Here is a 17,214-nt window from a genome sequence, read left to right as displayed (position 1 = left end):
CCCTTTCCCAACAGCCCGACCGACGCCCGCCGATCGCGCTCACACCGCGCGCGGGCACCCGGTGGCGACGCGACCTACCGGCTCAACGCAGGATCTCGACGTACCCGTCGGTTCCGTGCACGCGGATCCGCTGCCCGTCGCGGATGAGCGAGGCGGCCCGCTCCACGCCCACGACAGCCGGCAGGCCGTACTCCCGGGCGATCACCGCGCCATGGGTCATCAGGCCGCCCACCTCCGTCACCAGGCCGGCGATTCCGACGAACACCGGTGACCAGCTGGGGTCCGTGAAGGTCGTGACCAGGATGTCTCCCGCTTCGAGATCGGCCTCCGCGATGTCGAGCACGACGCGCGCCCTCCCCTCCACGGTCCCGGCGGAGACCGGCAGGCCGATCAGGGCCCCGACCGGCGCGTCCTCCCGCCGGTACGCCCCGTTGAGGGCCTCACCGTCCGAGGTGATCACCCGGGGCGGTGTGAGCTCGTGGTACGAGCGGAACGCCTCCGCGCGTCGCCGGATCAGTCGGTCGTCCACCCGGTTCGCGCGCACGACGTCGTGCAGTTCCTGGAACGTCAGGTAGAAGGCGTCGTCCCGCTCGGCCAGCACACCCGCTCGTACGAGCCGTTCGGCCTCCCGCAACAAGGCCTGCTTGTAGACGAAGTAGCGACTGATGATGTTGTACTTCGGGTACTCCCGGTACCCGATGAAGGTTCTGACCCGCTCGACCATCCGCTGGGTCTCGTCCGCCTTCCGGTCCCCGTCCGGCAGGGCCCGCAAGCGCGCCAGCACGTCCTGTTCCTTCCGCTGCGCCTTCGACCGCCCCTGCTCGAAGCGCTGCTCGGCGGCTCCCGGCCCGAAGTTCCTGACGTTGTCCAGGAGTACGGGAATCAGCGTGGCGGGGCGTTCGCGCCATCGCGGCCTCGTGATGTCGATCTCCCCGACGCAGCGCATGCCGTACCGGTCGAGGTAGGCCTCGACGGCGTCGCGCGCCTCGGCACCGCCGGCGAGCTTCGCCAACCCGTCCAGGAAGTCGTCGTCCTCGACTTCGCGCAGGAACGCCACCACCTCCGGCAGCGGGCGGATGACGTCCGCGACGTCGAGCAGCGCCAGCCCCATCTCCGACGTGACGTTGTCGGGAGCGGAGAGCGTCAGCGTGTCAGCGGCGTTCTTCTCGCCCAGCCACTCCTGCAACTTGTCGTTGAGCCACCACGTGGCCTCCATCCCCGCCATGATCGCCCGAATGCTCAACGGATCACTGAGCACGCGCTTGTGCTCCTCGAAGGCCTCCCACAGGAAGTCGAACAGCTCCGGTCCGGTCTTCGTCCGGATGTCGCGCTCCAGTGCGGCGGTGGACAACCGGCTGCGCTCGATCAGTTCGGTGACGACGGCCGGATCGTTGGGCAGCGGGGTGGGCGCGCCGCCGGCCCGCGGCCCGCCCGGATCCGCGTCCGGGAGCGAAGGCACGAAGCCGTCCCGCTCGAGCACGGTCTCCAGCGCATCCCTGACCAACGGATCGCCCTTCCCCAGGGCGTCGAGGAGACCGGCGCGGCTCGCCGGCGAGGCCAGGCGCCGCGTGACGTCGACGAACAGCCTTCCGCCCGCCTCGTGCATCGGCACCATGGCCGTCAGCTGCCACATGGAGTATCCCAGGGGCTTCATGGGGTCGGTCATCATCTGCCCGTGGCCGACGGAGACGTAGACGTGGTTCTCCTCGTCGTCGGCCTCCGGGACGGGGAACAGTGTCGTGATCGGCCGGCTCTGAACGATTCGGAAGCCGTCGTCGACCAGGCACCATTCGATGTCCTGCGGGCGGCCGAAGTGCGCTTCGATCCGCCGCCCGAGCTGTTCGAGTCTCACGGCCTGAGCGTCCGTCAGCGCCGGCTGCTCCTGTCGATGGGCGTCGACCGTCACTTCCCGCGTACCGCCGCCCGGTAGGGCTTCGACGGCACGCTCCTTGGCGGCGATCGCCTTGGCGACGACCTCGCCGTCGCGCACCCTGAAGACGTCAGGGTTCACCAGGCCGGAGACCAGGGCCTCGCCGAGGCCGAAGCCCGCGTCCACGGTGGCGACCTTCCGGTCGCCCGTGACGGGGTCGGCCGTGAACAGGATGCCGGACGCGTGCGGGAGGACCATCCGCTGCACGACCACGGCCATGAGGACCGTACGGTGGTCGATGCCGCCACGTCGACGGTAGGTCACGGCCCGGTCGGTGAACAGCGAGGCCCAACACCGGCTGATGTGCCGGAGGATCGCCTCCGCTCCCACGACGTTCAGGTACGTGTCCTGCTGGCCGGCGAAGGATGCCGTCGGCAGGTCCTCCGCCGTCGCGCTGGACCGGACGGCGTAGGCGGCCCGCTCACCGAACCGGGCGAGCGCGTCGGTGATCGCCGCGGCGAGATCGTCCGGGATGGCGACCTCCTCGATGGTCCGGCGGATCCGCGCGCTGAGCGTTCGGACCGCGTGGAGGTCGTCGGGGTCCACACGCGACAACGCGTCGAGCTGATCGTCGATCGACGGTGCCTGCGCCAGGATCCGACGGAACGCGTCCGTGGTCACGCAGAAGCCGTCCGGTACGCGCACGCCTTCGATCCGCGACAGTCCGCCGAGGTGCGCGCCCTTGCCGCCGACGACCGCGACCTGCGCCTGGTCGACCTGGCTCAGGTCCCGTACGTACTGCTCGATCACTGCGATACCTCCGAGGCGCCCGCGTTCCGTCGTCCTGTACCGGCCGATCGCCACACCGGCCCCTCCCGCTCCGCCGAGCCTCTTGTCGAGCACGTATCCATCCTTGGTTCCACATCGCCGCGTACCTCACGCGTCGACAGCAACACACGCACGTCGTAGCCCCATTTCCGCAGGTTGTGGCCTCGGTCGAGGATTCTCCGCCGTGCCCCGGGTCTTGTGGCAAGCCCCCTGGTGCGCTATAGGTTGAGAGTGGCGGGAGGTATTCCCCCGTGCCGCAGGCAGCTCTGATGTTCAGCCGCGGCAGGAAGCGCTCACCGCGCCGACGCGCACCCGCTGTTGGCCCCGGGCCGGGCGCGGGAGCGAGCTGTTGCCCGCTGCCTGCCCGCAGCCTGGCACCCCCGCGTACGACCGGCGGCGGGGCGATGCGCCCGGCGCCGTGATCGTGGATGGGTACGGGCCACGGGACCGGCCGCAGGCGGATACGGAACTACTGGCGCGAGCACTCGCCCAGGAGGACATCGGCCCAGGCTCCGACGGGCTGGAGATCGGCACGGGCACGGGTGGCCTGGCCCCGCAGGCCGCGGACACCGGCGCGCGTGTCACGGCGGTCGACGTCTCCTGGCTCGCCGTGGTCACCGCCCGCCTGAACGCGCTGCGCCGTCGGATCCCACTGGGCGTCGTGCACGGCGACTTCGCGGGGCGTACCGCCGATCACCGCTACGACCTGGTCGTATCGAATCCGCCGTACGTCCCCGCCCCGAGCGCTCGACCGCCGTCGTGAGGGCCACGGCGGGCGTGGGACGCCGGCCTCGACGGGCGCACCGTCATCGACCGGATCTGCGGGGGAGCCCCCTCCTGCTGCGGCCCGGGGGAGTCCTGCTCATGGTGCACTCCGGCATGTGCGGGGCCGGGGAGAGCGTCCGCCGGCCGGCCGCGGAGGGCCTGGCGGCGGAGGTGACGGCGAGGGCGTCCGTGCCGTGGGGGCCCGTAGTGCGTTCGAGGCGGAGCCGGCTGGAGCGGCAGGGCCTGGCGGCCGAGGCCGAGGAGCGGGCCCGCCGCGTGTGCGTGGACCCACAGGGTCCGGTGCTGGTCGAGGGCCCGGTCGAGATCGTCCTGGCCGACGGCACGGTCGCCCGCTCGGACCGTTTCAGGGTGGCCGTGTGCACCTGCCGCCGCAGCCGTACGTACCTTGGTGCGACACGAGCCACCGCCGACGCGAGCGAGCCGGCTCACCGTCCTCGCCGGCCCCGTCCCCCGCTCCGTCCGACGACGGGGACGCGTGAGGGCCCCACCGGCCCGCGTGCGTACGCGGTCGCCGCCGCGGACCCCGGAGCCGCCTGCTACGCGACCGAGCCCACCGCGGCGGTGAGGGCGGCGACGGCCAGCGGGACGGTGGCGTGGACGTCGGGCGCCTGGCTTCCGGCATCCGTTCCGAGGGCCCGACGTGCTTCCGCGCTGGAAGTGACCACCGCGGCCGCCGTCCCCGCCTCGCGGCACATGCGGTCCGCCCTGACGACGATGCTGACGGCCGCGGGACTCAGCACGGCGTCGGACAGTTCGAGCACGACGGGCGTGGACCGGTGGGCGGTCAGGAGGCCGTCGATCGTCGACGTCGTCGCGGCCCTCCGACCTATGTCGAGGTCGGCTTGCAGTCGGACGATCAGCACCCCGTTGTCGGTCACCTTGATGGGCAGCACGGACACTCCTTCGCTACGCAAGCCGCAACTGTTTGTGTACCGGCCACGTGCCCTGCCCGTGCGGTTGCATGCGCCCGAACGGTCGACCGGGTGCAAAGACACCCGCCCGGTCGGACCGCGGAACGCCGTCGACTACCGGGGCCGCTCGGCCTCCTCGTCGCGCCGCTCGGCCCTGGCCACCCGCTCGGCGTCCGCCGCCGGCTGCGCCCCGGTGCCCGTACGGCTCGGGACTCCGGGCCGTCGCCCGTGTTCGTCCGCGGTGCCGCCTTCGTGCTGCATCCGAGGGCGCCGTGCCTGCGGCCTGTCGCCGTTCCCGTCCGTGGCGCTCATCTGCGTACCTCCTCCGTGCCCGTTCGCCTTCGCCCCCCTCCCGCACGCCTACCCGGCCGTGGACGGTCGAGACACGCGCGCAGCGCCCCCGTGACCGGCCCGGCGTGGCCCGGCTCGGCTCGGGTCGGTCCTCGGGTGCGCGGTCCGCCGGGGTCTCCCGCGGTGAGCTCCGCCGTACGCTCGCCGGATGACCGACAACGAGATCAAGCTGAAGGCCATCGCGGCACTCACGGGTGTGCGGAGCGGGATCGGCGCGGACTACGTCTCCTCGCTGCTCGGCGAGGTGACGCCGGCGGAGTTCCTCGTGCCCGCGGAAGCCGGCGCGGCGGAGGTCGGGTCCGCCGTGCTGGATCAGCTGTCCGGCCCGCTCAGCGCCCTGATCAGCGGCTTCGTGTCGGCCTTCGAGGCGGTAGCGGACGCGTTCGACGAAACAGGGTCGGAGACGTCGGCACAGGAGATCCTGCAGGACCTCGCCCTGCGGCTCGCGAGCGAATCCGACTGAGCCGGCGGACCGAGCCGCGGCGGGGCGACGGGGGTGCTCGGTGCTCGGGGGCGCAGTCCCGCAGATCCGGGTGATCGTCGTACTTTGGGGAGGGGTAGGAGAGGGGAGGAAAGCAGGCGGTGCTTCCCCACGGCTACCGCGACGAGAGGGACGAGAAGGAGGACGGATCATGAGCGAGACCGGTGCCCGCGGCGACGACGTCTACCAGCCTCAGCCGGAGGACGAGCCCTCCGAACTGCAGCCCGACATGGACGACAGCCTCGATGAGCTCGGCATGGACGCCCTGCTCGACCAGGGATACTCGCCGCCCGAGCGGCCCTATACGAGGCAACGGGACGACACCACGGCCGAAGCGCAACGGCGGGGGGAGAGCCTCGACGAGCGGCTCGCCAGGGAAGAGCCCGATCGGGAACCCACGGCGGGTGACGGCATCGGGGACCTCGTGGACGGCGAGGGCGAGCCCATGGACGCGCAGGCGGGCGGCCCGCGCGCCGGCCGGTTGGCCGCGGCCACCGCCTCACCTCACCAGAACTCCGTCCTCGCGCGTGACGTGGGCATCGACGCGGGGGCGGCCTCGGCCGAGGAAGCCGCCATGCATCTCATCGAGGACCCCGAGGAGAGGCAGTTCTAGCGGTAGCGAGGTGAACCGACTCCGGTGCATGGGAGACGGTCGACGGGGCAGACGCCTGAGGGAACCGAGGTTGTTGCGGACCGCGCCGAACGGCCCGATCCGTAGCCCGGGCACCGCTGTGACGGTGGCCCACCGACGTTCACGCGTACGGCCCAGAGTTCGAGGCTCGACGACATGGGGCAACCGCCGGCTCGCCGCGCACGTTTGTCTGTTTCAGCCTAGTTTGGGGCCGTCGGGATTTCCTACACCAAGGAGTTCACCATGGCAGACAAGGGCAAGATGGATCAGGCCAAGGGCAAGGCCAAGGAGGCCGTCGGCAAGGTCACCGGCAATGACCGGATGAAGACCGAGGGCAAGATGGACCAGGCCAAGGGCAAGACGAAGGAAGCCCTCAGCGATGCCGAGGAGCGCGCACGCGGAATCCAGGACTCCCTGCGCGACAAGCGCGACAGGACCTGACGCCGCTCCGGTGGGCCACCTGGTGGCTCACCGGTGAAGCAGGAACGGCCCCCGGTGCCTCGGCGTCGTGGGGCCGCCCCTGTTCGGGGCCGGCGCGGCGGAGGTCGACCGACCACCGGGCCGGCCGGCGCCGATCCGCCCGGCGCAATCGTTCAGTCGTCGCCGGCAGAAGTGCGGCGCTCGGGGGCGTCCTTCTTCAGCTCCTGGGCGAGCATCACAAGGATGCCGCTGGGACCGCGGAGGTACGTCAGCTTGTAGACGTCCTCATAGGTCGCCACACCGCGCAGCGGATGGCATCCGTGCTGTGCGGCCGTCTCCAGGGCCTTGTCGATGTCGTCGACCGAGAAGGCGACGCGATGCATACCGATCTCGTGGGGGAGGGTCGGCCGCGTCTCGATCGCTTCGGGGTGGATGTACTCGAAGAGTTCGAGGCGACCGTTGCCGTCCGGCGTCTGGAGCATCGCGATGTTGGCGTGATTGCCGTCGAGGCCGACGGCGGTGTCGGTCCACTCGCCACTGACCGTGTCACGGCCGATGACCGTGAGGCCGAGGTCGGTGAAGAAAGAGACCGCTGCGTCGAGGTCGCGAACGGCGATGCCGACGTTCTCAAGTCTGATGGCCATGCGTCGCATGCTAGCGAGCCGGGCCGATCGGGTGCCGCCTTCGATCGGTCAGGCGCGGATCGACGCCCGATCGAACCAGACCGTGAGCAGGGTCGGCACCAGAGCCACCCAGAACAGCACCTGCGGGACGATCCGTTCGGACCACGGCGCGGTCACGATGACCACGGCGATCGGCGTGCACCACACCGCCTGCCCGACGATCAGTTCCGCCCGGCCGAGCCTCCGGACCAGCGACCGCAGGCTCGGTCGGAGGCCGGTACGCATCCGTCGATAGCGGCGCCAGGCACCGAAGCCCCGGACCGCGGCCATCACCGCGAGTGCGTAGAGCCGGGTGCCGAACGGCCCCGGCAGTTCCACGGGATCGTCGTCGGTCGGGAAGATCCGTGCGGCGAGGACCGCGATCACCAGACAAAGCAGTGCGAGCCATCGCGTGCCGCGCAGTATTCGGAACAGTGCCCCGTCCAGGCCTTTGCGCAGCCTGTGGGCCTGAGGGTCGGCGGCGAGCGCGGTGGCGTGCGCGTCGGCCGAGGCCGGCAGCTCGGCGCCGGCACCGGTCAGCGGTGGCCCGGCGGCATCCACCCCGGCGTGTTCGGCTCGCGGTCCGAGCGCCCAGGCGTGCTGCGGATCGATGCGCAGGGTTTCGCGCACCGCCTGCCGCGTCACGTCCGAGCGGCCGTTCATCGCCCCGGCCTCCCACAGCGCGTAGTGCGCACCGACCGAGTCGGGGCCCAGCCGCACCGAGGTCACCGCCGCTTCCAACGCCTCGGGCCGGCGCGGCACCACCGCCGTCGGCGGCCCGCGGAGCCTCCCTCGCGTCGGGTCCGGCGACGAACCGGGGCGGCATCAGGTCCCCGACCTCCTGTTCGGCGACCGTCCGGTCGAAACCGCCGGCGCCTCGACGATCGCCGCGTCACCGTGCCCGGCGTCGAGCAACAGCTCGGCGAGGTGCGGTCGCAGGGGTAGAGGCTGTCGTTCCCGGCGCCGGGTAGCCGCCAGTAGGGCTTCGTCAGGTGTCTACCGTCGGTCACCGTCGCCTACGGCCCGCGTAGGGCAGGGCCTCCGATGGTGCGATCAAGGCGGAACGGGGGTGCGATGGAACAGCCCCCGCAGGCCGTGGTGTGGCCTGCGGCCTCCCGAGAGAGCTGGTGAGCCCCGTGACCCTTCACGCGTTGGCCGCCGCGGTCGTGGGCAGTGCGGCTTGTGTCGACCTCGCGCTCCCTCCTGCCGCCACGCCGGCGCGAGCGGCCCTCGCCGTCCCCGCCGAGATCTGCCCGTCGGGCTGGGTGTGCGGCTGGACGGGCCCCGACTACACGGGCGTGGCGAGTTTCGCCGCACAGGACATGCCGCGCTACCCGGAAACGACCGCGTACGTCGGATTCAACGGCGGTGAGTCGGTCCGGAACGGTGCCCTGAAGTGGCGCCGGAACGGCCAGGTATGGGGCCGGTGCGTCACCGTGTACAACAGCACCGAGTACCGGGGGCAGAGCCGAACCGTCCTCCCAGGCCAGGGCATCGCCCGGCTCCCCGCGTCGTTCGGGAACATCCATTCCGGCCGGTTCCACGCGTGCCGGCTTTCCTGACGGCCGCCCCGGACACGGTGGCGTGTCGCGTCAGGGGGTGGCAGGGCCGCTCGTCACCATGGTCCACCTGCCGTCCTTCACCGTGTACACCGTGAGCCGGCGGTTGACCGTGTCGCCGTTCGCGTCGAACGCGACGCGGCCCGTGACACCGTCGAAGGCGAGTCGTGAGATGGCCTGCGGGAGCTTCGCCCGGATGTCGGAGGCGGCGGGAAGGGTGCCGCCGTTGGCCGTCACGACGGCCTTCACGGCCTCGATCAGGGTCCAGGTCGCGTCGTAGGCGTAGGGGCCGTACCAGCCGGCGGCGTCCGGGTAGCCCGCCTTCTGGTACCGGGTGAGGAAGTCCTGGCCGGCCGTCGACTCCTCGGCGGCGACGCCGATGTTGGTCGCGAGGTCGCCCTGTGCCTTCGGGTTCGTCGTCAGGTACTGCTGGTCGAAGATGCCGTCGCCGCCCATCAGGGGGACGTCGACCCCGGCCTGCTTCAGCTGCTGGGAGAGGGTGGCCGCGGTGTCGTAGTAGCCGCCGAAGTAGACGGCTTCGGCTCCCGAGGACCGCACCCTCGTGGCGAGGCCCGCGAAGGCGCGTTCCGCGGGATCGACCTGCTCGGTACCGACGACGGTCCCGCCGAGTTTCGCGAACTCGGGCGTGAAGCCGGAGGTGAGGGCGGTGCCGTGGGCGCTCGCGTCGTCCACCACGTAGACCTTGGTCTTCTTCGCGCTGCCGTGGAGGTACCGGGCGGCGAACGGCCCCTGCACGACGTCCGTGGCGACGGTGCGGAAGTAGGTGGAGTAGGGGCGGGACCCGTTACCCGCGGTCCAGTTCGGGCCCAACGTCAGGACGGGGTCGGTGTTGCTCGGGGACACGACGGCCATGTTCGCCCGCGCGAGGGGGGCCACCAAGGTCTTGGCGACACCGGAGTTGAGCGGGCCGACGACCCCCAGCACCTTCTCGTCGGACACGAACCGGGCGGCGTTGGCCTCGCCCTTGGCGGGATCGGCTTCGTCGTCCAGGGCCTTGATCTCGAAGCGCACGCCGGGGACGTGTCGGGTTTCGTTGGCGGTCCTCGCCGCCAGGTCGGCGGAGTTCTTGACACCGACGCCCATCGAGGACAACCCGCCGCTGAGGGGTGCGTCCACGCCGATCACCACCGTGAGGGAGGACCCCGCCGCGCCGTTGCCGGCCGTCCCGCCACCGCGGGGCGCGTCATGGTCGCCGGTGAGGCTCCAGGTCAGCACGGAGCCCGTGACCAGTACGGCCAGTGCCGCGCTCAGGACCACGGCTCGCCGGGGAAGGGTGCGCGGCCGGGTGGACTTCGGCTCGCCGTGCTCCGTCGTGGCAGGCGCTCGGAGAGTGCCGGGCTCATCGGTCGGGGGGACGGGCACGGGTACGGGGACGGGTACCGGCGGGTCCGTCGGCCGGTCCGGCACGGGCCGCCGCAGGGTCACGGCGGCGGAGTCCGGGGTCGAGTCCATGACCGTGGGGATGGGGGGAGTCGGCGTCGCCGGGGGTGCTTGCTCGGGCGCCTGCTCCGCCGGTGCGTCCGCTGTCGGAGTCGGGGCCGGTACCGGGGTCGTCCGCGGATCCGGCGTGGGAGTCGGCGTGGCTTCGTGTCCGGATCCGTGCCCGGTGGGTGCGTCTGCCGGGGGCGTCGAGGCGCGCAGCACCGAAGCCAGCATCCGGGCCGCTTCCGCCGCGCCCAGGCGCTGCGCCGGATCCTTCGTGAGCAGCGCGTCCAGCACCGGCGCCAGCGGTCCCGCGTGGACCGGCGGCAGGTGCGGGCGGGTGAAGACGGCCACGGCGAGGGCGTGGAGGCCCTCCACATCGAACGGTGGGTGTCCCTCGACGGCGTGGTAGAGGGTGGCGCCGAGCGCCCACAGGTCGTTGGCGGGCGTCGGCCGCTTGCCTTCGAGCTGCTCCGGCGGCATGTACTGCGGCGTGCCGATGACGATCCCGCTGTGGCTCAGCTTGGTCGTGGCGTCCTGGAGGTGCGCGATGCCGAAGTCGGTGATGACGACGCGGTCCTTCGTCAGGAGCACGTTGTCCGGCTTGATGTCACGATGGATGATCCGCGCCGCGTGTGCCTCGGCCAGCGCGTCGAGCATGGCCGCGCCGATCTCGGCCACCCGCTGCACCGGCAGTCGGCCCCGGTTGCGGATGGCGGCGGCCAGCGACTCCCCGCGGACCAACTCCATGACGATGACGGGGGCTCCGTGGTGCTCCACGACATCATGGATGGTGATGATTCCCGGGTGGCTGAGAGTGACCGCCGCGCGGGCCTCGCCGGTGAACCGCCGGAGCAGCGCGGCGCGGTCGCCGTCTTCGGTGCCCGGCGGGAAGAGGATTTCCTTGACTGCGACCTCGCGCCCGAAGAGTTGCTGGTCAAGGCCGCGCCAGACCCGGCCCATGCCGCCTTGGCCGATGCGTTCGACCAGCTGGTAGCGGCCGGCGATGAGTTCGGGATTCTGCTCGGTCACGCGCACACTCTAGGTCCTGATGAGCCGGTCGGGTGACGGAATCATGGCTTGATCACGCTTGTGGTGACGGGAGCGCGCGGTGCCCCGCGGTGCCCCGCAGTACTCGCCGCGCGCCGTCGGTTCCGCCCGGCGTCAGGCGGTCCGGGGAGCGGCGGGCTGCTGGGCCGGGAGCCTGAGCGGGGCGGCGACGGCCGAGCAGAAGTCGGCCAGCCCCGCCGCCAGCGCGGCACGGGAGGCCGGCTGCATCGCGGCCATCGCCGTGGCCAGAGCCTCCTGCCTCCGCGCGCGCAGCCGTTCGAGGTACATCCGCCCGGCGGGCGTCAGCTGGAGCAGCACCTCGCGTCGGTCGTCGGACCCGGGGTGCCGTTCGAGGAAGCCGACAGCCTGCAGACGGTCGCACAGTCGGGTGACCGACGGCGGGGCGGCCTCCAGCAGCCTGCCGAGTTCCCGCAGGTTCATCCCCCCGTTCCCGTCGACCAGGAACAGCACCCGGGCCTGGGCGGAGGAGACGGGAGGGGCGCTGACCGTGTCTCGGCCCCGCTCCCAGACCACTTCCAACAGCTCTATCAGCTCACTCATTTCCGCCACCGCCGACCGTACGGGCCGCCTGGAGCCGATGTCCCGCTCGCTCATGTGACACTCCCTACCGGGCCCACGGGCTGCCCTTCCCCGGCGAACCGGCGGCTTCTGGGCCCCCATTTTGGCAGTCGACGAAAGAGGCAGGTACCGGACCGGTGAGTGAAGGCAACGCGGTGGAGCGCGCGCTGCGGGACGCGGCCCCGCACGGACTGTTCGAGACCGTCCGCGAGGTCCTGTCCCGCGAGCACGGGGCACGGAGCGCCGAGCTGCTGATGGCGGACTACGCCTCGGCCCGGCTCCAGCCCGTCACGGCGCGGCCCTTCACCGTGGAGTCCGTGTCGGCGTACAACGGTCCCGAGGGCCGGGCCTTCGGTTCGCAGGAGCCGTACGTGGTGGCCCAGGGGGACGGAGTCACCGTCCACCTCCCGGTGAGCGTGCGCGGTGACCGCCTGGGAATCCTGAGCGTCAGCTATGCGGCGGGCGCGTACGGCCCCGGGCTCCTCGGCCCGTTGCGGGACGTGGCGGACGCCTTGGGCCACGAGATCCTCGTGGCCGACCGCGACACCGACGTCTTCCTCATGGCCCGGCGTGCGAGACGGCTCACCCTGGCGGCCGAGATGCAGTGGCAGTTGCTGCCGGGACGCTCCTGCTCCCGGCCCGAGTACGACCTCGGCGCCCAGCTGGAGCCCGCGTACGCCATCTTCGGCGACAGCTTCGACTGGTCCGCCTCCGCCGACCACCTGACGCTCACCGTCAACAACGGCATGGGCGAGGGCATCGACGCGGCCCTGCTGACCAGCCTCGCCGTCAGCGCCCTGCGCAACGCCCGGCGGGCCGGCCTCGACCTCGCCGATCAGGCCTCCCTGGCGGACCAGGCCCTGTACGGCCAGTACCAGGGCCGGCTGCACCTGGCGATGCTGCTGCTGCGCTTCGACCTGGACACCGGCGAGGTCGAGGTCATCGACGCCGGTTCCCCCCGCCTGTGGCGTCTGCGCGGGGGAGCGGTGGAGCAGGTCGCACTCGAAGCCCAGCTGCCGCTCGGCATGTTCGAGGACACCGTCTACACCGTCCAGCGCTTCCGCGTCCTGCCGGGGGACCGGCTGTTCTTCCTGAGCGACGGCGTCTACGACGTCCTGTCCCCGGCCGGCGACCCCTACAGCCTGCACGCGCTGGCCCGGGCCGTCATGAACACCCGACTGCTGCCGCCCTCCCAGGTGCCCCGGGCGTTCCTGGAGGAGCTGGCCGGCCACCGGGGCGGAATCGAAGCCGCGGACGACGCCATGGTCGTCTGTCTCGACTGGCACGGCCGACCCGGAACGGAGCCGGGCCCGGCGTAGGGGTGTCCTGGAGCCGGCCGGAGGGGACGGTGGCACAGTGGTGGTATGCCCAGTCCCGGCCGGCCCGGTGCGCACGAGGACCCGGCCGCGGCCGTCGGAGCCGCGGCGGAACTCCTCGCGGTGCTGCACGCCCACGGCCAGGACGGCGCGGTTCCGGCCGTCTCCCCGTCGCAGATGCGGGCGCTGATCGCCGTCGAGGGGGCCGAGGGCATCAACCTGCGGGCCCTGGGCACCGTGCTCGGCTCCCGCCCGCCGTCGGTCACCCGGCTCTGCGACCGGATGGAGGCCCTGGGACTGCTGACCCGCTCGCCGCACCCGAGCAGTCGGCGCGAGGTGGAACTGCGCCTCACCCCACGGGGGCGGACGTTGTTGGCGGAACGGCGGGAGACCAGCGCCCGGGCGTTCTCGGCGGTCCTCGCCCGGATGGCACCGGAAGCCGTGGACGCGCTGGTGACGGGTCTGGCGTCATTCCGCGAGGCCGCCGACGGAGTGTTGTCGGCCGGTCCCCCTGCGGACACGGCCGACGGCCCGGACACGGCCGACGGCCCGGGCGAGGACGCCGGCGCGCCTCAGGGCGGCGGTCCGCCCAGAGGTGCCGGTTCCCCCGGGGGTGCCGGTTCGCCCGAAGGCGTCGGCCCGGCGCGGACGCCCGCGCGGATCGTGGACACCGCCTGAGGTGAGCCGTTCCAGGGGCGGGTCCGGATCCCGTACGCCGGTACGGCACAATCATTGAGTTCGTTAAACATTGCCTTACGGCAAATGATCACTCTACGCTTGCCCAGCGCAACCAGGCGTCCGTCGGGCGTCCGCCTCCAGCGGTGAAGAAGGGACAGACGCGACGCCATGGCGAGCACTCTCGGGCTAGGGGCACGACCTCCGGCGCCCCGCACGCCATCTCGGCAGGCGGCGAACCCACCCCGGCCGGCCACCTCCGGGGAACCGGACGACTCCCTGGCCCTGTGGAACGGCGTTCCGCCGTACGTCCTGCTCATCGAGGACGACGAGGGCGACGCCGTGCTCGTCGAGGAGCTCGTGGACGACAGCGGGATCGACGTCCGCCTCGGCCGCGCCGCCTCCCTCGCCGACGCCCTGGACCTGCTCGCGGCCGAAGCGCCCGAGTGTGTCCTCCTCGACCTGCACCTGCCGGACGCCCAAGGCCTGGACGGGCTGAAGAGGGTCCTGGCCGCTTCCGCCGAGGCCGCCGTGGTCGTGCTGACCGGGCTGTCGGAGGAACAGGCGGGCCTGGGGGCCGTCGCGGCCGGGGCGCAGGACTACCTGGTCAAGGGGCGTCTGGAGCCCGACGTCTTCATGCGGGCCATCCGGTACGCGATCCAGCGAAAGCGGACCGAACTGGCGGCGGTCGCCCTGGAGGCCGGCAGACTCCGGGCCGAGGAGAACGCGCGCCTCGAACGCGGTCTGCTGCCGACGCCGCTGCTGCTCGACGATCCGGCCGACGCCGTCACCGTCTGCGCCCGCTACCACCCTGGACGCGCCCAGACCCTGCTGGGCGGGGACTTCTACGACGTCGTCCAGACCGCCGACGGGGCCACGCACGCCGTCGTGGGCGACGTATCCGGACACGGGCCGAGCGAGGCGGCGCTCGGCGTCTGCCTACGCGTGGCCTGGCGGGCCTTCGTGATGGCCGGGGCGCGCGACGCCGAACTGCTCGGGCTGCTGGAGCAGATCCTGCTGGCGGAGCGATCCGGCCCGGAGATCTTCGCCACCCTGGTCTCCCTCACCCGCGCTCCCGGCAGCCGCGCCGTCTCCGTGCGGCGCGCCGGCCATCCCGGCTTCCTGCTCCGCTCCCCGACCGGGGTGGAGCTGCGTACGGTGCCCGGCGGGCCCGCGCTGGGGATCATGCCCGGTTGGGGCGTGGGCTGGCCCGTCACCGAGGTCCCGGTGGAAGCCGGCGTCGCCGTGATGTTGTTCACCGACGGCCTGATCGAAGGGCGCGTCGGACCCGGCTCCGACCGCCTCGACGAAGCCGGTCTCCTGGAGATCGCCCGTCGCCACACCGGCCTGCCCGCCGAACCCTTCGTCGACTCCCTCATCCAGGCGGCGCAGGGCCTCGCCGCGGACTGGGGCGGCCTGGCCGACGACGTCGCCGTACTCCACCTCGAATGGAACACCCCCACGTGACCTCCCCCGCACAGCCGACAGCGAAGTCCCGAGTGCGGGCCCCGGACCGCCGCGTGCCCAGCCTGCAAGGCTGGCTGACCACCGTGCTGGCGGTGCTGGCCCTCATGGTCGTCGGCACGGGCGCCCTAGGAGCCACCCTCCTCTCGCACACGACCACGGCCGGCAACCGCCTCGTCGACGGGATCCTGCCCGCCCAGCGGGACGCGCTCCGCCTGGAGACGGCCCTGCTGGACCAGGAGACGGGCGTCCGCGGCTACCTGCTGGCCGACGAACGCGCGCTGCTGGAGCCGTACGAACGCGGCCTGGTCAACGAGCGCACGGCCGCCGCGCGCCTGGCCACGGTCCTCGACGGCGAGGCCGGGGTACGCGGGGACCTGGCGGCCGTGGAGGAGGCCGCGCGGGTCTGGCGCGACGAGTTCGCGATCCCCGCCATCACGTCCGTGGACAGCGGCACCCCTCCACCCTCGCTCCAGACCGGCAAGGACCGCTTCGACGAGGTCCGGCGCCGGATCACCGCCCAGCAGGCACGCCTGGACCGCATACAGTCCGAAGCGCGCACCACCTTCGGGGAAGCCCGCACGCAGCGCGACCGCATCCTCCTGGCGATCATCTTCGCCTTCCTGCTGGCCGGAGGCTGTCTCGCGGTCCTGCTCCACGTGGGGGTGCTGAGGCCGCTGGCCCTGGTGCGGACCACCTCGCAGCGCGTCGCGGACGGAGCCTTCGAGGAGGAGATCCCCCTACGGGGCCCCTCCGACCTGCGGGCCCTGGCGCGCGCGGTGGAAGCCATGCGCCACCGCACCGTCGCCGAGCTGAACGCGTCCCGCCGCAACGCCGAGCGACTCGACCGGACCGCCGCCGCACTCGACGCGCAGGCGGCGGAGCTGCGCCGCTCCAACGCCGAGCTGGAGCAGTTCGCGTACGTGGCCTCGCACGACCTCCAGGAACCGCTGCGCAAGGTGGCCTCCTTCTGCCAGCTGCTGGAGAAGCGCTACGGGGACCAGCTCGACGCCCGCGGTACCCAGTACATCGACTTCGCCGTGGACGGCGCCAAGCGCATGCAGGTGCTCATCAACGACCTGCTGACCTTCTCCCGGGTGGGGCGGGTCCAGGACGCGCGCGAGACGGTCGCGCTGGACGGTGCCCTGGACCGGGCGGTGCGCAACCTGGCCACAGCCGTGGAGGAGAGCGGCGCCGAGATCGTTCGGCCCGAGCGGCTCCCGGACGTGGTGGGCGACCCCACGCTCCTGACGATGCTCTGGCAGAACCTGATCGGCAACGCCGTCAAGTTCCGCTCGCCCGACCGCGTTCCGCGCGTCGAGGTCGCGGAGGTCGACGATCCCGACACGGAACCGGGCTTCCGGACCTTCGCCGTCACGGACAACGGCATCGGAGTTCCGGCCGAGTTCGCCGAGAAGGTCTTCGTCATCTTCCAACGGCTGCACGCCCGGGAGACGTACGGCGGTACGGGGATCGGCCTCTCGCTCTGCAAGAAGATCGTCGAGCACGCGGGTGGCCACATCCGGATCGACACCGCCCACACCGGGGGCACCCGGATCGTCTTCACCCTGCCCGGCGCCGCGGACAACGCCGACGCCGCGAACGCTGCGAACGCCGGGAACGCCGCGGACAACGCGGGCACCGCCGACGCCGAGCCGCTCCCCGTACCCACCGAAGGAAACCGCTGATGAGCTTCCCCACCGACCGGCCCCAGGCCGCCCCCGCCGAAGTCCTGCTGGTCGAGGACGACGCGGGCGACGAGCTGATGACCCGCGAGGCCTTCGAGGACAACAAGATCGGGAACGTGCTGCACGTGGTGCGCGACGGTCTGGAGGCGCTGGACTTCCTCTACCGCCGCGGTGACCACACGAACGCGCCCCGCCCCGATCTGATCCTGCTCGACCTGAACCTGCCCAAGTACGACGGCCGACAGGTGCTCGAACAGATCAAGACGGACCCGGAGCTGAGTCACATCCCCGTGGTCGTCCTCACCACCTCGGCCGCCGAGGAGGACATCCTCCGCAGCTACAAGCTCCACGCGAACGCCTACGTGACGAAGCCGGTGGACCTCGACCAGTTCGTCCGGGCGATCCAGCAGATCGACGACTTCTTCATCACCGTCGTCAAGCTGCCCCGCACCCGGTGAGGACCGGACACACGGGCGACGAGCCGCAAGCACACCAAGGAA

16 protein-coding genes and 2 pseudogenes are annotated in these 17,214 nt (G+C 72.1%); 11 read left to right on the top strand and 7 right to left on the bottom strand.

Annotated features, from left to right (window positions below):
* Positions 1 to 82: 82 nt before the first annotated feature.
* Complete coding sequence (gene rph, locus ACGFYY_RS28480) at positions 83 to 2,680, bottom strand: rifamycin-inactivating phosphotransferase (protein ID WP_393713824.1); 2,598 nt, start codon at positions 2,678 to 2,680, stop codon at positions 83 to 85.
* Positions 2,681 to 3,116: 436 nt separating this feature from the next.
* Between rph and ACGFYY_RS28475 the strand changes: the two are divergent.
* Positions 3,117 to 3,748, top strand: a pseudogene (locus ACGFYY_RS28475) (methyltransferase); the annotation flags it as partial.
* A pseudogene (locus ACGFYY_RS28470) lies at positions 3,740 to 3,814 on the top strand (CDGSH iron-sulfur domain-containing protein); the annotation flags it as partial. The pseudogenes ACGFYY_RS28475 and ACGFYY_RS28470, both read left to right, overlap by 9 nt.
* Before the next feature lie 206 nt (positions 3,815 to 4,020).
* Here the strand turns inward: ACGFYY_RS28470 and ACGFYY_RS28465 are convergent.
* Positions 4,021 to 4,377, bottom strand: a complete 357-nt coding sequence (locus ACGFYY_RS28465; RefSeq protein WP_365274602.1) for an STAS domain-containing protein — start codon at positions 4,375 to 4,377, stop codon at positions 4,021 to 4,023.
* 132 nt (positions 4,378 to 4,509) lie between these two features.
* Complete coding sequence (locus tag ACGFYY_RS28460; RefSeq protein ID WP_393713834.1) at positions 4,510 to 4,707, bottom strand: hypothetical protein; 198 nt, start codon at positions 4,705 to 4,707, stop codon at positions 4,510 to 4,512.
* Positions 4,708 to 4,894: 187 nt separating this feature from the next.
* Here ACGFYY_RS28460 and ACGFYY_RS28455 point away from each other — a divergent pair, with 187 nt between their 5' ends.
* From ACGFYY_RS28455 to ACGFYY_RS28445, 3 genes are all read left to right on the top strand, one after another.
* On the top strand, positions 4,895 to 5,209 hold the full coding sequence (locus tag ACGFYY_RS28455; protein WP_393713641.1) for a hypothetical protein: 315 nt from the start codon (positions 4,895 to 4,897) through the stop codon (positions 5,207 to 5,209).
* 169 nt (positions 5,210 to 5,378) lie between these two features.
* Positions 5,379 to 5,840, top strand: a complete 462-nt coding sequence (locus ACGFYY_RS28450) for a DUF5709 domain-containing protein (protein ID WP_393713639.1) — start codon at positions 5,379 to 5,381, stop codon at positions 5,838 to 5,840.
* 261 nt (positions 5,841 to 6,101) lie between these two features.
* The gene (locus tag ACGFYY_RS28445) at positions 6,102 to 6,299 is read left to right on the top strand and encodes a CsbD family protein (RefSeq protein ID WP_365274591.1); all 198 of its coding nucleotides are present in this window, start codon (positions 6,102 to 6,104) and stop codon (positions 6,297 to 6,299) included.
* Positions 6,300 to 6,451: 152 nt separating this feature from the next.
* Here the strand turns inward: ACGFYY_RS28445 and ACGFYY_RS28440 are convergent, their stop codons facing one another.
* Positions 6,452 to 6,922: a VOC family protein gene (locus ACGFYY_RS28440; RefSeq protein WP_393713637.1), complete on the bottom strand. Its 471-nt coding sequence runs from the start codon at positions 6,920 to 6,922 to the stop codon at positions 6,452 to 6,454.
* 48 nt (positions 6,923 to 6,970) lie between these two features.
* Positions 6,971 to 7,669, bottom strand: a complete 699-nt coding sequence (locus ACGFYY_RS28435; RefSeq protein WP_393713635.1) for a hypothetical protein — start codon at positions 7,667 to 7,669, stop codon at positions 6,971 to 6,973.
* Positions 7,670 to 8,076: 407 nt separating this feature from the next.
* Between ACGFYY_RS28435 and ACGFYY_RS28430 the strand changes: the two genes are divergently transcribed.
* On the top strand, positions 8,077 to 8,502 hold the full coding sequence (locus ACGFYY_RS28430; protein WP_393713633.1) for a peptidase inhibitor family I36 protein: 426 nt from the start codon (positions 8,077 to 8,079) through the stop codon (positions 8,500 to 8,502).
* A gap of 30 nt (positions 8,503 to 8,532) precedes the next feature.
* Here ACGFYY_RS28430 and ACGFYY_RS28425 read toward each other — a convergent pair whose 3' ends face one another.
* Together ACGFYY_RS28425 and ACGFYY_RS28420 are read right to left on the bottom strand one after the other, a co-directional pair.
* Positions 8,533 to 10,974 carry a bifunctional serine/threonine-protein kinase/ABC transporter substrate-binding protein gene (locus ACGFYY_RS28425; RefSeq protein WP_393713631.1) on the bottom strand — a complete coding sequence of 814 codons (2,442 nt, stop codon included), beginning with the start codon at positions 10,972 to 10,974 and terminating at the stop codon, positions 8,533 to 8,535.
* A 132-nt stretch (positions 10,975 to 11,106) separates the two neighbouring features.
* Positions 11,107 to 11,607, bottom strand: coding sequence for a MarR family winged helix-turn-helix transcriptional regulator (locus tag ACGFYY_RS28420; protein WP_393713629.1), 501 nt, complete (start codon positions 11,605 to 11,607; stop codon positions 11,107 to 11,109).
* Positions 11,608 to 11,708: 101 nt separating this feature from the next.
* Here ACGFYY_RS28420 and ACGFYY_RS28415 point away from each other — a divergent pair, with 101 nt between their 5' ends.
* From ACGFYY_RS28415 to ACGFYY_RS28395, 5 genes are all read left to right on the top strand, one after another.
* Positions 11,709 to 12,890, top strand: coding sequence for a PP2C family protein-serine/threonine phosphatase (locus ACGFYY_RS28415; RefSeq protein ID WP_393713627.1), 1,182 nt, complete (start codon positions 11,709 to 11,711; stop codon positions 12,888 to 12,890).
* 45 nt (positions 12,891 to 12,935) lie between these two features.
* Complete coding sequence (locus ACGFYY_RS28410; protein WP_393713625.1) at positions 12,936 to 13,565, top strand: MarR family winged helix-turn-helix transcriptional regulator; 630 nt, start codon at positions 12,936 to 12,938, stop codon at positions 13,563 to 13,565.
* Positions 13,566 to 13,733: 168 nt separating this feature from the next.
* Complete coding sequence (locus ACGFYY_RS28405; RefSeq protein ID WP_393713623.1) at positions 13,734 to 15,029, top strand: SpoIIE family protein phosphatase; 1,296 nt, start codon at positions 13,734 to 13,736, stop codon at positions 15,027 to 15,029.
* A 104-nt stretch (positions 15,030 to 15,133) separates the two neighbouring features.
* Entirely contained in the window at positions 15,134 to 16,714 is a 1,581-nt protein-coding gene (locus tag ACGFYY_RS28400) for an ATP-binding protein (RefSeq protein ID WP_393713823.1), read from the top strand.
* Entirely contained in the window at positions 16,714 to 17,172 is a 459-nt protein-coding gene (locus tag ACGFYY_RS28395) for a response regulator (protein WP_393713621.1), read from the top strand. The genes ACGFYY_RS28400 and ACGFYY_RS28395 overlap by 1 nt, the downstream gene beginning before the upstream one ends.
* Positions 17,173 to 17,214 lie beyond the last annotated feature (42 nt).

The organism is Streptomyces sp. NPDC048331 (assembly GCF_043201215.1).
Classification (GTDB): domain Bacteria; phylum Actinomycetota; class Actinomycetes; order Streptomycetales; family Streptomycetaceae; genus Streptomyces.
This window is presented reverse-complemented; position numbering and strand designations above follow the sequence as displayed.

Coding starts and splice junctions, on each gene's coding strand:
- ACGFYY_RS28460 (WP_393713834.1), bottom strand. CDS start 4,707: ATGAGCGCCACGGACGGGAACGGCGACAGGCCGCAGGCACGGCGCCCT.
- ACGFYY_RS28455 (WP_393713641.1), top strand. CDS start 4,895: ATGACCGACAACGAGATCAAGCTGAAGGCCATCGCGGCACTCACGGGT.
- ACGFYY_RS28450 (WP_393713639.1), top strand. CDS start 5,379: ATGAGCGAGACCGGTGCCCGCGGCGACGACGTCTACCAGCCTCAGCCG.
- ACGFYY_RS28445 (WP_365274591.1), top strand. CDS start 6,102: ATGGCAGACAAGGGCAAGATGGATCAGGCCAAGGGCAAGGCCAAGGAG.
- ACGFYY_RS28440 (WP_393713637.1), bottom strand. CDS start 6,922: ATGGCCATCAGACTTGAGAACGTCGGCATCGCCGTTCGCGACCTCGAC.
- ACGFYY_RS28420 (WP_393713629.1), bottom strand. CDS start 11,607: ATGAGCGAGCGGGACATCGGCTCCAGGCGGCCCGTACGGTCGGCGGTG.
- ACGFYY_RS28410 (WP_393713625.1), top strand. CDS start 12,936: ATGCCCAGTCCCGGCCGGCCCGGTGCGCACGAGGACCCGGCCGCGGCC.
- ACGFYY_RS28405 (WP_393713623.1), top strand. CDS start 13,734: ATGGCGAGCACTCTCGGGCTAGGGGCACGACCTCCGGCGCCCCGCACG.
- ACGFYY_RS28400 (WP_393713823.1), top strand. CDS start 15,134: ATGGTCGTCGGCACGGGCGCCCTAGGAGCCACCCTCCTCTCGCACACG.
- ACGFYY_RS28395 (WP_393713621.1), top strand. CDS start 16,714: ATGAGCTTCCCCACCGACCGGCCCCAGGCCGCCCCCGCCGAAGTCCTG.